This window comes from Phocaeicola massiliensis B84634 = Timone 84634 = DSM 17679 = JCM 13223, assembly GCF_000382445.1.
In the GTDB taxonomy this organism is placed as follows: Bacteria; Bacteroidota; Bacteroidia; order Bacteroidales; family Bacteroidaceae; genus Phocaeicola; species Phocaeicola massiliensis.
Genome location: NZ_KB905472.1, coordinates 2,468,780 through 2,481,622, shown reverse-complemented (window position 1 = coordinate 2,481,622; position 12,843 = coordinate 2,468,780). Strand labels below are relative to the sequence as shown.

The 12,843-nt window shown below is 43.5% G+C and carries 8 protein-coding genes; all 8 read left to right on the top strand.

Annotation, left to right across the window (positions count from 1 at the left end; genetic code table 11):
* Positions 1 to 6: 6 nt before the first annotated feature.
* Positions 7 to 879 (top strand): helix-turn-helix domain-containing protein, encoded by an 873-nt coding sequence (locus tag HMPREF1534_RS08580; RefSeq protein WP_005940773.1) that lies wholly within the window; start codon positions 7 to 9, stop codon positions 877 to 879.
* 145 nt (positions 880 to 1,024) lie between these two features.
* The gene (locus HMPREF1534_RS08585; RefSeq protein WP_005940772.1) at positions 1,025 to 1,717 is read left to right on the top strand and encodes an RraA family protein; all 693 of its coding nucleotides are present in this window, start codon (positions 1,025 to 1,027) and stop codon (positions 1,715 to 1,717) included.
* Positions 1,718 to 1,735: 18 nt separating this feature from the next.
* Entirely contained in the window at positions 1,736 to 2,905 is a 1,170-nt protein-coding gene (locus tag HMPREF1534_RS08590; RefSeq protein WP_005940769.1) for a mandelate racemase/muconate lactonizing enzyme family protein, read from the top strand.
* Positions 2,906 to 2,910: 5 nt separating this feature from the next.
* Positions 2,911 to 3,702, top strand: coding sequence for an SDR family NAD(P)-dependent oxidoreductase (locus HMPREF1534_RS08595; protein WP_005940767.1), 792 nt, complete (start codon positions 2,911 to 2,913; stop codon positions 3,700 to 3,702).
* A 30-nt stretch (positions 3,703 to 3,732) separates the two neighbouring features.
* Positions 3,733 to 4,626, top strand: a complete 894-nt coding sequence (locus HMPREF1534_RS08600; protein WP_229031818.1) for an SMP-30/gluconolactonase/LRE family protein — start codon at positions 3,733 to 3,735, stop codon at positions 4,624 to 4,626.
* Positions 4,627 to 4,638: 12 nt separating this feature from the next.
* Positions 4,639 to 6,198 carry a sodium/sugar symporter gene (locus tag HMPREF1534_RS08605; protein WP_005940763.1) on the top strand — a complete coding sequence of 520 codons (1,560 nt, stop codon included), beginning with the start codon at positions 4,639 to 4,641 and terminating at the stop codon, positions 6,196 to 6,198.
* 27 nt (positions 6,199 to 6,225) lie between these two features.
* A complete protein-coding gene (locus HMPREF1534_RS08610) occupies positions 6,226 to 9,222 on the top strand; it encodes a glycoside hydrolase family 2 (RefSeq protein ID WP_005940761.1) in 2,997 nt (998 codons plus the stop codon).
* A 27-nt stretch (positions 9,223 to 9,249) separates the two neighbouring features.
* Positions 9,250 to 12,669: a glycoside hydrolase family 2 gene (locus HMPREF1534_RS08615; protein WP_005940759.1), complete on the top strand. Its 3,420-nt coding sequence runs from the start codon at positions 9,250 to 9,252 to the stop codon at positions 12,667 to 12,669.
* Positions 12,670 to 12,843 lie beyond the last annotated feature (174 nt).

The window sequence follows — 12,843 nt, the reverse complement described above, 5'->3', positions numbered from 1 at the left end:
AAGATTATGGATGCATGTGCCGTACACTCTTCCCTTTGGGAGATATTGGAGCAGATAACCGAAAATTTAAAGAGTAAGCGTCTGGCGGATGTGTTTCGCTTTATCTCGTTTTATCCTTCGGAAACGTATGGTCCGCATAAGCATTTGCGCATTGAGATAAACTATGTGAAGAAAGGCTATTGTATTCTTCATTTGGATAATGAAAGCGTGACTTTCAAGGAAGGAGAGATAATGGTCATTACTTCAGACGTCAATCATTTGTTTGAGGCGGGCAGTGAAGGGACAACTTTAATGCAGCTGGAGTTTTTGCCCGAAATATTTTCTAACTTTAACTTGAACTCCCGGGTGGGCAAAGATGCTTCGGTACCTACTTCCGTATTCTTGTTTTCTGAAGAGAACCGGCTGATTAAAATTGTGAATAATGTCCGTATCATGCGGGTAGTGCAGCGCATTGTGAATGAGCTGGAGACAAAAAGTGTGTATTATCAATACTTGGTCGTGATGTACTATGCAGAGTTGCTGGTGCTTATCTATCGCTATATGGATGAAGCTTATTTACCTATCTGTACCAATGACTCGTTGAGAAAAGCCATTGCTTATATCCGGTTGAATTATCATTCGGATATCAATATAAATAAGGTGGCGGAAGAAGTAGGCATCAGTGAACGTTATCTCAGAAACCTGTTTTCACAGTATTTGAATCTTTCTCCGTTGGATTATCTGAATCAGATAAGAATCAATAAAGCGGTGGAACTTTTAAGAAACACGGAAATGTCCATAAAAGAAGTATGCTTTCAGTGTGGTTTTCAGTCACCGCAATACTTTTCACGCATCTTTAAACAACAGATGGGGGTATCTCCGCGCGATGTGGCAAAATAGTACTTCCGTTTTGTATATGTTTTGGTTATATTTTCGCCTTTTTACATAAGTGCAATAGTCCTGAAAAGTTCTTTCTTTTTTAAAAGCAGACTACCTTTGCTGTTACTATAACAGAGTAAAAACAATCTTTTAATAGAACAAAAAAATGAAAGAATGGAACGATGACAAAGAGTTGGTTTCCTTGATAAAGGGAGAACTCTATACGGCAGTTGTCGGAGATATTATGGACAAGATGGGGTATACCCATCAATTCCTGCCGCCTCATATTCGTCCGCTTCGCGATGATATGTTTGTTGCGGGACGTGCCATGACTGTATTGGAGGCCGATGTATATGATAATCAGGGAACAAGCGGGACAAATCCGGTTCTGAAACGCTCTTTCGGTTTGATGCTCGAAGCATTGGATGACTTGAAAGAAGGTGAAATCTATATTTGTTCCGGCTCTTCTCCTTCTTATGCTTTATGGGGAGAGTTGATGAGTGCGCGCGCTATGCAGTGTAAAGCTGCCGGTGCGGTGGTGAATGGTTACTCTCGCGATACGAAAGGAATTCTGGCTTTAAATTTTCCTTGTTTTTCTTACGGTCCTTATGCTCAGGATCAGGCTCCGCGCGGAAAGGTGATTGACTATCGTGTACCTATCGAAATTGAAGGCGTGTTGGTAAACGATGGTGATATGCTGGTGGGAGATATTGACGGTGTATGTGTGGTGCCGCGTCAAATAGAAGAAGAGGTGTTTACTCGTGCTTTGGAGAAAGCGCGTGGCGAACGCATTGTCTTGAAGAAGATACAGGAAGGCATGAAAGCCCGGGATGCATTTGATAAATTTGGTATTATGTAATTTATAAAGCAGGAAAAGATGAAAATAACAGATGTAAAAGTATGGTTGGTGCAAGGCATCAAGTACAATTGGACTTTATTGAAGATATATACGGACGAAGGTTATACAGGTGTAGGCGAGGCTACCAACTGGCCGGGAAGCCCCATCGTATACGAGGCGGCAAAACATATAGGCAGTCGCATTATCGGACTTGACCCGATGAAGACGGATTTTATCTGGACAAAACTTTATCGTGACTTAAACTGGGTAGGACCCTATGGTGCCAGTATGTGTGCCATTAGTGGCATTGATATGGCATTGCTTGATTTGAAAGGAAAGGTATTGGGCGTGCCGTGTTATGAACTTTTGGGAGGAGCTTACCGTAAGGATATTCTTTTGTATGCCAATTACTGGTTTACGAAGGGGGGGCACAATGAAGCTGATTATGCAGAACAGGCACGTGCGGTGAAGGCTGCCGGATTTACGGGATTGAAGTTTGATCCGTTTGCACATACCAATTATTTCTATGGTGAAGATTTGGCATCCAATCTGACACTGACTCCTGCACAACAGGACTTGGCGTTCAATGTTTCAAAGGCAGTTCGTGAGGCAGTGGGGCCGGAGGTGGATATCATGATTGAAACTCATGCCATGCTTAATTACCGCATTGCCGTGAAGATGGCAGAGCGTTTGGCAACATTGGATATTGCCTGGTATGAGGAACCGGCAGGTCCGGAAAGTTCTCAAACATTGCGTGCCATGCGTGAACGTATACCTTCGGATGTTGCTATTTGTGTGGGTGAGCGTCATTATACTCGTTTTGGCATTCGCTCATTGCTCGAAAAACATGTATGTGATATCATCATGCCGGATATTACTCGGTGTGGAGGTCCGTCGGAGATGAAACGAATGGCTACTATGGCCGAGGCTTATCAGGTTTTGTTGGCTCCTCATAATCCCAATGGTCCTTTATCTACTCTTGCTTCATCGCATGTATGTGCTTCCGTTCCCAATTTCTTCCGTCAGGAGTTTATGTTCAATGATGTTCCCTGGAGAGATACTGTGATTGACCATTCCATTGCCGATATGGTTTATGACGGGCATTTACATTTGTCGGATCGCCCGGGGTTGGGAGTCGATTTGGTGGAAGAAGAGATGGAAAAGCATCCGGGTATTACAAGTAATCCTCCTGAGAACTTTTATATTTAATGCGTATGCCGTTTCAAATAGACTTAACAGGAAAAGTGGTCCTGATAACCGGAGTGTCCTCCGGTATCGGACTGGGCACCGCACATGAGTTTGCCCGTGCAGGGGCTTGTGTGGCAGGATGTGCGCGTAAACCGGAAAGTGACGATAGCGTTTCGGCATTTTTGCAAGCTGTGGAAGGAGAGGGTTGCAAGGCACTCTATGTCCAGGCAGATGTCACACAGGAAGAGGAATTGGAAAAGCTGGTGCAAGAGGTGATAGCCACTTTCGGGCGGCTGGATATTGTTGTTTCCAATGCCGGAATGAATGTATTTGAAGGTGCGGCGGAATGTTCGGAAAGCCGGTGGGCGTACAATCTGGATTTGAACTTGGCTTCCCATTGGCGTTTGGCCAGGATTGCCAAACCTTATTTGGAACAAAGCGGCAATGGGGTTATCTTATTGATGACTTCCAATCATGCTTTTTGCTCCATTCCGGGATGTTTCCCTTATAACGTTACAAAGACAGCTATCACCGGGCTTGTCCGGAGTCTGACCATAGAGTGGGGACCGAAGATACGGACAGTCGGCGTAGCGCCCGGATTTATAGATACGGCGGGAAACGATACTTGGTTCAATTCGTTTCCGGATGCTATGGCCGAACGTCAACGTACGATTAATCTTCATCCGGTAAAAAAAATCGGTACGGTAGAAGAAGTCGGTGCACTATGTGTTTATCTTGCTTCTCCCATGGCAGGGTTTATAAGCGGGACAACCATTTTGATGGATGGTGGACGATCGGCATTGATGCAAGATTCTTAAAATGAGTTTTCAATTGGTATTTTAAAATATATGATGATGAATGCAACTCTATTACATCGTTGTTATAATCGGACCGGTGAGGCTGCTACATGGATGCCCGGTTTGGAATGTTTGTTATGGGTAGACATTGATAATGGAATTTTATATCAATATACTCCTGACGAAGGTACGGTGAAAGAGCATACTTTTCCGGAAATGATAACTTCCGTTATTCCGTGGAAGGGGCACGGGGATGAAGTGCTTCTGGCAATGAAAAATCGTTTTATTGCTTATGATTTGGAGAAAAAGACTTATAAAACACTGATAGAATTTCCATGTCTGCATCCGCAGTGGCGTACCAATGATTGCAAGGCATCACCGGAGGGACGCATTTGGTGTGGAGTGATGCATTGCAGCGAACATAATGGCAACGGAAGTCTGTATTGTGTAGATAATGATTTATCTTTGACGCCTGTTTTGGGACAACAAAGTATTCCTAATGGAATTGTTTGGAACCGGAAAGGAGACCGTATGTATTATGTTGATTCCGGCAGAAGGTGTATTGAAGAGTATGCTTATGATTATTTGACCGGGGCTATTTATTTTATCCGTACTGCAGTACAGGTTCCCGTGGAATATGGAGTGCCGGATGGAATGACCATTGATGCCAACGGACTTTTGTGGGTGGCTCATTGGGGAGGATTCGGTGTGTACGTTTGGAGTCCGTCAACCGGGCAGCTTGTCGATAAAATAGAAGTTCCGGTTCCTAATGTAGCTTCGTGTACTTTTGGGGGCAAGGAGCGTAATCGGTTATTTATTACAACGGCTGTAGATGGCTTGTCGGAAGCTGAGATACAGGCTTATCCTTTGAGTGGAAGTTTGTTTGTGGCCGATGTACCCGGTGTTGTTTCCGGAGAGAATCATTATCCGTTTATAATCCGTTAAGAAAATGGCAATATGAATATATCAACAATTGATTTAATAGTCTTTATCGCCTACTGCTTGCTTATTTTGTTGGTAGGACTCTTCGTTTCGCGTAGAGGCAAAGGAGAGACACAAGATGCCAGTAACTATTTTTTGGCCGGCAGAGGCTTGGCTTGGTGGGCAATAGGGGCTTCTATTATTGCATCCAATATCTCGGCAGAACAGTTTGTCGGCATGTCGGGCTCCGGTTATGCCATCGGGCTGGCCATGGCGACGTATGAATGGATTGCGGCATTGGGGCTGCTGATTGTGGCTAAGTTTTTTATTCCTATTTTCCTGGAGAAGAAAATCTTTACGATGCCACAATTTTTGGAGGAACGCTTTGACCGCCGGGTGAAGACTGTAATGGCTTTTTTCTGGTTGGCGGTATTCATATTCATCAATTTAACTTCCATTCTTTATTTAGGAGCGTTGACGATTGAGAATGTTATGGGAGTTCCTATGTTGGCAGGGATAATAGGACTGGCGGCCTTTGCCGGAATTTATTCCATTTATGGAGGATTGAAAGCCGTGGCATTGACCGATGTTATTCAGGTTGTGTTTTTGATAGGCGGTGGATTGATAACAACTTACATTGCGCTCGATATGCTTGGCAATGGGGAAGGTGCTATTTCCGGATTTACTAATCTTTGTCATCAGGCGGAAGATAAATTCCATCTTATACTTGATAAATCACATCCCGGGTATATGGATCTTCCCGGGGTATCGGTTATCATAGGAGGGTTATGGGTTGCCAATTTATATTATTGGGGATGCAATCAGTATATCATTCAGCGTGCGTTGGCTGCCAAATCGGTAAGTGAGGCGCAAAATGGTATGTTGTTTGCCGGTTTCATCAAATTGTTGATTCCGTTGCTGGTCGTTATTCCGGGCATTGCGGCATTTGCTTTGGATGCTCCTTTGGAAAAATCGGATGAGGCTTATCCTTGGCTGCTGAGCAACCTGTTGCCTGTGGGAGTAAAAGGGATTGCATTTGCTGCTCTTACGGCAGCGATTGTCAGTTCGCTGGCATCGATGATGAACAGTATTTCCACCATTTTTACAATGGATATCTATCGTTCCTATCTTCGCCCCAAAGCCGGGCAGAGTGAGTTGGTGCGTACAGGGCGTTGGGCGAGTTTTATTTCGTTGTTGATAGCGGTGTGCATTGCTCCTTTGCTTTCGGGATTGGATCAGGCATTTCATTATATTCAGGAATTTACAGGTTTTGTGAGTCCCGGTGCATTGGCGATTTTTCTTGCCGGCTTCTTTTATCGGAGAGCAACGGCAAATGGAGCGCTTTCGGCGGCATTGGGTTCATTTGTGTTCTCTACTTTACTGAAAGTTCTTTGTCCGGCTTTGCCTTGGATGGATAGAATGGGAATCGTCTTCTTGTTGTGTTGCGGTCTTATTATTTTGTTGGGCAACCGTAGTCGGTCATTGGAACAATGCTCCACTATTCATGCTTCATTATTTCATACAAGTAAGTTGTTTAATATTTTTTCTTGCATCATCATTGCCATTCTGATTGGTTTCTATTGGCTTTGGTGGTAAAGGAATGCTAACCTTATTCATATAATTATGATAACGATAAAACAGACTTTATTAATAGCAGGTGTCTGCCTGCTTTCATATTCTTCTTTGAATGCGGCATCCGGTGCCGTCTGTTCGGGACGAACTTATATATTACCTTCACGGTTGGAAGGAGTGCGGCAACCTGTCATGTCATTAAGTGGAACGTGGTCATTCAAGTACTCTCCCAAAAGTCGGTGGACTACTATTCAGGTACCCGGCGAAGCGGCTATGCAGGGGTTTGCCATCGAACATGATAAACCGTTCTTTTATAAGAAGACATTTACCATACCTGCCGACTATGCGGGAAAGCAAATTATTTTGCGCTTCGATGGTGTATACAGTCATGCAAAGTTGAGTGTAAATGGTAAGTTTGTCCGTGAGCATCATGGTGGTTTTACCCGTTGGGAAACTGATATTACTTCGCTGGTACGCGTAGGGAAGAAGAACGAAATCCAATTGGAAGTAGAAGACCGTTTAGACGAAATTTCTTATGCTTCAGGATACGCACATCATCCTATCGGCGGCATACTCCGTGATGTCACACTGTTCGCTTTGCCTGAATCTCATTTGTATGATGTGAGTGTGGAAACACATTTGGATTCACTTTATAAAGATGCCGAGTTGCGTTTTGATTGTGAGTTTATCGGTAAAGAAGGTGCGGAAGCAAGATTGGAGTTGAAGGATAAAGAAGGGAGAAATGTACAGTTGCCGCAAAGTCGTTTTAAGTTGGCGAAGGGGAAAAACACGTTCTTATTGCCTGTGGCAAATCCTTTGAAGTGGGATGCGGAACATCCTAATTTATATACGTTGGAAGTGGCTGTATACAGAGATAACAAGGAACTTTCCCGTTTTGACCGCCGCATCGGTTTCCGGGAAGTGGAGATTGTGAAGGATCGTATGTTGGTAAACGGTCGTCAGGTGAAATTGCGTGGAGCTTGTCGTCATGATATACATCCTACATTAGGACGAACCACTACTGCCGACTTGGATAGTCTGGATGTATTGCTCTTTAAGCAATCTAATATGAACTTTGTCCGTACTTCCCATTATCCTCCTTCGGAACGCTTCTTGGAGTTTTGTAACCGTTATGGCATCTATGTGGAAAGTGAGACGGCTGTTTGCTTTGTTGATACTTATCGGCAGAAGAATTATGCTCCGGGTAATACACAGAGTGATTCGGCTTATACCGACCGTTACTTGGGACAATGTCAGGAAATGGTGAAAGCTTTCCGTTCTCATCCTTCTGTCTTGTTTTGGAGTATCGGTAACGAAAGTGTTTATGGTACAAATTTCCAACTTTGCTGGGATTGGGTGAAGGCTACGGATACCACGCGTCCTGTTATTTTCAGTTATCCCGGTTCGGCAGTGGAAAAGAAAGCTAAAATATTTGATATCCTCAGTATGCACTATCAGAATGTATATGGCAATATCAATCAATGGGGGATGTCTACCCGTAATTTTCAGGGGCATGGTATACCTGCATTATATGATGAGTGGGCTCATCCGGCGTGTTACACCTATGCCACTCTGCAGACCGATCCTAATATCCGTGAATTCTGGGGGAAATCTATTGATATGATGTGGGATGGCTTGTACAATGCGCCGGGCGGATTGGGAGGAGCTATCTGGGGGTATGTGGATGAAGTGTTTGCATTGCCTCAGCCCAAGGTTGGAACCGCATTCTGGAAAGAGTTTGCCCGTACTGCCAAACCTGAAAATTATCAAGGGAACTGTGTCGGATACGGAGAATGGGGAATTGTAGATGTATGGAGACGTCCGAAACCGGAATTTTGGTCTACCAAGAAAGCGTATTCACCTGTGCGTTTACTGGCAGATGACAATCTTTCTTTTACTGCCGGACAACCACTGATGTTGACTGTATACAATCGTTTTGATCATACCAACTTGAATGAGATAAAAGCTTTTTATACTTATAAAGGTATGAAAAAAGCTTTAAGGCTAGGATTTGTAGAACCGCATCAGAAAGGACTTTTGACTATTCCTGCCGAGCAATGGGAAGAGGGTGAGAAATTATTGGTAGAGTTCTTTACTTCAGAAGGAGATTTGATTGATGCTTATCGTCCTGTGTTGGGAGTGGAAAAGGTGGACTATCCTGCTGTGATTGACGGAGAAAAACTGATTGTAACCGATAATGGTGATAAACTGATGATAAGAGGAGAGGGTTTTGAAATTCCTTTCGATAAGGCTACAGGATTGATTGTCAATGCTAAAGCCGGCGAACAAGTGATCATAGAAAAAGGTCCGTTCCTTAATCTTTATGTGAACCTGAATCATTTGACGGGTGCAGAGGTTCGTAAAATGGCCAATCATTTTACGATTTCAGATTCGGACTGGAAAAAAACATCATTCAGTTACACTGAGAAAGAAAACGGAACAGTCAAAGTAGCGCTTGTCGGCAGTTACCGGGGCGTTGTAGCAGAGTTTGATATATTGATATCTCCTAAAGGAGAGTTGTCGGTTAATTATCAAACTTCCGGTGTACCCAATGGTTTCTTACGTGAGACAGGTTTGTCTTTCTATTTGTCGGATGCTATCCAGCACTTGGATTGGAAGCGTAAAGGGTATTGGAATTATTATCCGGAAGGTGAGTTTGCCGGAAATGAAGGTCGTACGTCCCTTTATCAGTCCAGACAGGCTGCATACGGCGAACAACCGGTTCAAGCTTGGCAGGCTGATACGCACAACTATTATTATTGGGCAGATGCCGGTGCCAATTGTAAGCAGCCGCTTACACAAATGGCAAAAGGTATGAAAGAGAATATTTACTATTATTCACTTTCTACGGAAACAGATTCCAAACATCGGGTATCGGTTGTTTCAGAAGATGCTTCTGTGGCTTGCCGGATAAACAAACGTGCCGACGAGCAATTGATTTTATACACAAATAATCGTTGGGATTATCCTGAGATAGCATGGGGAAATTATTGTAAGACATTGGAAGCTCTGCCCTGCTATGGACAGATAAATCTGAGAATGAAATAATCAAATAAAAGAAGTGTGTGTCATTCTATGATGAAGATTAATATAACAAAAAGATTGAACCGTTTCCTGGCAGTAGCCGGAGCAATGCTTATAGGGGCATTGCCGGCACTTGCCCAGGAAAGTTCATTGACAAGGGTCGCAGCCAATGATTGTGGTGTACCCGGTGCACAGCCTTTTTTGGTAAAAGGAGAGAATTATACGATGCCTTCGGAGGTGAAAGGCAGTAAGGAAGCTATAACCTGCAATTTCGGTGGAAAAGTGATTTATGCTTTTAATCAGTTGGATATTCATGCCGACTATCAGTTGGAAGTGGTTTATCTGGCTGACCATGAACGTAAACAACGCATTGTCGTAGATGGAAATGAAATCCAAAATGTAACGTTGGAAGCCGGAAAGGAGCAAAGATATTTGTTGGACTTACCACGTAAAGCTTATGCTTACAGCCAGTTGGTATTGGTGTTTGAAGTTGCCGGGAAAGGTGCAAATGCCATTGTATCCGAATTGAATCTTTATTCCTCCAATTCTAAAGCTCCGGTTCCTTTTGAAGGTACAGAGAAAGAGGCATTGGGAAATGTGCTGACTTATCATATTGATACGGATGTGGATGTGGAAAAAGTATTGCCGGTTTATACGGTTCTTCCCAAAAGTGTTACGGGTACTTACCGGCCTGTTTTGTCTTTGAATGGAACATGGCAGTTTAATCCTCAGCCTGAAAAAGAGTTTTATAAACACTCGGATTCTTCCGGCTGGAAGTCTGTTATTGTTCCCGGTCAGTGGTCGATGCAAGGATTTAAGGTAGACTCGATGGCGTATGCAGGTTATCGTAAGTCGTTTGTTTTGCCGGAAGATTGGAAAGATAAGAATGTCAAATTACGTTTTGACGGAGTGCATAGTGAATACTATGTTTATCTAAATGGGGTAAAAGCAGGTTATCATTTAGGGGGGATGACTGTATATGAAATAGATGTGACCAAGCATTTAAAACCGGGTGTTAATGAGTTGGCACTTGCTGTGAGAAGTGAGTCTTTGGCTGATATGCTGGGCAGTCTGACTCAGTATGCCGCTCATCAGTTGGGAGGTATTACCAGAAAGGTGACACTGATGGCTGTTCCTCAAACTCATGTGTCGGATGTGCGTATTGTGACAGATTTGGACAGTGAGTATCGGAATGCGGCTCTGAAGATAGAGACTGCTGTAGTGAATAAGGCAACTTACGCACAGAATGGATTGACATTGCGATTGTCTGTCAATGGTTTGCCTAATGTCATAGAGCAGCGTCTTCCGAAACTGGCTGTCGGAGAGGTTTGGAAGGGGATTCTTTCGGATACCGTTACCGCTCCGCTGTTATGGAATAATGAACAGCCTCATCTTTATACGTTGAGAATGGAACTTTGTTTAAATGACGAAGTGATAGAAACCGTGGAGAAACGTTTTGGCTTTCGTGAGATAGAAGTCCGTGGAAACGAGTTGTTTGTAAACGGACGCGCCGTTAAGTTGCGGGGGGTATGCCGGCATGAGATGCACCCTTTGACGGGACGTGTCGTGGATGCAATGTGGCAACGAAAGGATATTGAACTTTATCGTGCCGCCAATTGTAATTTTGTCCGTACTTCACATTATCCTCCTTGTGAGGAAATGCTGGATATCTGTGATGAACTGGGAATGTTTGTCGAAGTAGAATCTCCGGTTTGCTGGGTGGGACATCATGCCAATGAAAATTGGAAAACACTCAATTATCAGGATAGCCAATACTATCCTTATATACTCCAGGCGAATATGGAGACGATTCATTTTTATCGTAATCATCCTTCTGTCTTGTTTTGGTCTATGGCCAATGAGTCTTATTGGAATAAAGAATTTGCCCAAATACAAGAATATGTGTATAAAGCTGATTCTACTCGTCCGCATACGTTTCACGACCAGGCGTATGGAGGCTTTAATAATCAGGGAAGTACGGCTCCTATTGCAAATATTCATTATCCCGGACCTGATGGCTATAAGGTAGCTGCAAAGAGCAATCGCCCCATGGTTTATGGAGAGTATTGCCACTTGAATGTTTATAATCGTAGTGAACTGGTGACCGACCCGGGCATACGCAGTGATTGGGCATTGGCCTTGGCTCCCACATGGGAAAATATGTATCAGACCCGAGGCGTGTTGGGCGGTTCTATTTGGTCGGGCATTGATGATATCTTTCAATTGCCTGACGGGAATGCTGTCGGGTATGGAGCTTGGGGACCTATCGACGGCTGGCGTCGTCCCAAACCGGAATACTGGGATATGAAGAAAATTTATAGTCCGGTCAAAGTACTTACCGAAGCTCTTTCCCCAGCCAATGAATTGGTTGTGGATGTGGAGAACAGATATACTTATCTGAATATGGATGAGATAAAGATTGCTTGGCAATATGGCAAGGAGAAGGGAACGGTTTCTGCTTCCATTCCTCCTTCGGGAGATGGGAAGATACGGATTCCAATAGCCAACCCCGATAAGGCAAACGAGCTTTATTTGTCGTTTACTGATCCTCGTGGATTTGTTGTTGATGAATATCTGATACCGGTAGGAGAACAAAAACAAAATGAGTTGCCTCAATGGTTGTCGCAGCCGACTAAGCTGAAAGTCGGTAAAAAAGCTTATGTAATCAGTGGAAAGAACTTCAGCTGTGAAATCAGCAGATTGAATGGGCAGATTTTGTCTCTGAAGAAGGCAGGAAAAGAAGTATTGAAAGGAGGTCCGTGGTTGATGGCACTTCCGTTGACCGGAGGTGGATGCTATCCCAATCATAATGCCAATACACCTGTTTATAACGATTTATGTTCAGACTGGAAGGCAGTGGAAGTAAAGGCGCATAAGGAAGAAAGTAATGTGATAGTAACTGTAACAGGAAGCTATAAGGAGTTTGAAGGCAGTTATCGTTTGACGGTTAATGCGAATGGTGAATTGGCAGTTGAGTATCAATTTAAAGCTTTGCAGAACGTCAATCCGAGACAATGGGGCTTGGTCTTCGAAGCACCGCAAGACTATGACCGGACGTTTTGGCGTCGTAAGGGAATGTGGAGTGTGTATCCTGATGACCACATTAGCCGCCCGACAGGTACTGCCGATTTATTCTATCAGGGTCTTCCTGTACAAACAAATCCGCGAATACAACCTTCGTGGTCGTGGAGCAAGGATTTTAATGAATTGGGCAGCAATGACTTTCGGGCTACCCGCCGAAATATTTGGTATGCAGGATTGTGTGACGGAAGCGGGCATAAAGTAACGGCTTGTTCAAATGGCGAGCAGCATTGGCGTTCTTGGCTGGGAAAAGATAAAATCTGTTTTCTTGTTGCCGACTTTGTGACTGCCGGCAACGAAATGTTTTTGGATGGATATTATGCTCCTTATCGTAAACCGATTAAAAGCAATGATATAATAAAAGGTAAAGTGAAATTAAGAGTGGAATAAAACAGTATATTTACTACCTTATATTGATAGAGTTTTATTTATTAGTTCCGTTTTGTACAACTCTTCTTTCCGGCAAGTTGAATTTGGAAAGAAGAGTTGTTTTTATCTTTGTACTTTACAATAATCAGCTTATTAATGTCGTATTATGAAAGAATCAAGTAAACTCTTTGTCTT

Bases quoted from the DNA above. Each gene is read 5' to 3' on its own strand.
- HMPREF1534_RS08580 (WP_005940773.1), top strand. From the start codon at position 7: ATGGATGCATGTGCCGTACACTCTTCCCTTTGGGAGATATTGGAGCAG.
- HMPREF1534_RS08585 (WP_005940772.1), top strand. From the start codon at position 1,025: ATGAAAGAATGGAACGATGACAAAGAGTTGGTTTCCTTGATAAAGGGA.
- HMPREF1534_RS08590 (WP_005940769.1), top strand. From the start codon at position 1,736: ATGAAAATAACAGATGTAAAAGTATGGTTGGTGCAAGGCATCAAGTAC.
- HMPREF1534_RS08595 (WP_005940767.1), top strand. From the start codon at position 2,911: ATGCCGTTTCAAATAGACTTAACAGGAAAAGTGGTCCTGATAACCGGA.
- HMPREF1534_RS08600 (WP_229031818.1), top strand. From the start codon at position 3,733: ATGATGATGAATGCAACTCTATTACATCGTTGTTATAATCGGACCGGT.
- HMPREF1534_RS08605 (WP_005940763.1), top strand. From the start codon at position 4,639: ATGAATATATCAACAATTGATTTAATAGTCTTTATCGCCTACTGCTTG.
- HMPREF1534_RS08610 (WP_005940761.1), top strand. From the start codon at position 6,226: ATGATAACGATAAAACAGACTTTATTAATAGCAGGTGTCTGCCTGCTT.
- HMPREF1534_RS08615 (WP_005940759.1), top strand. From the start codon at position 9,250: ATGATGAAGATTAATATAACAAAAAGATTGAACCGTTTCCTGGCAGTA.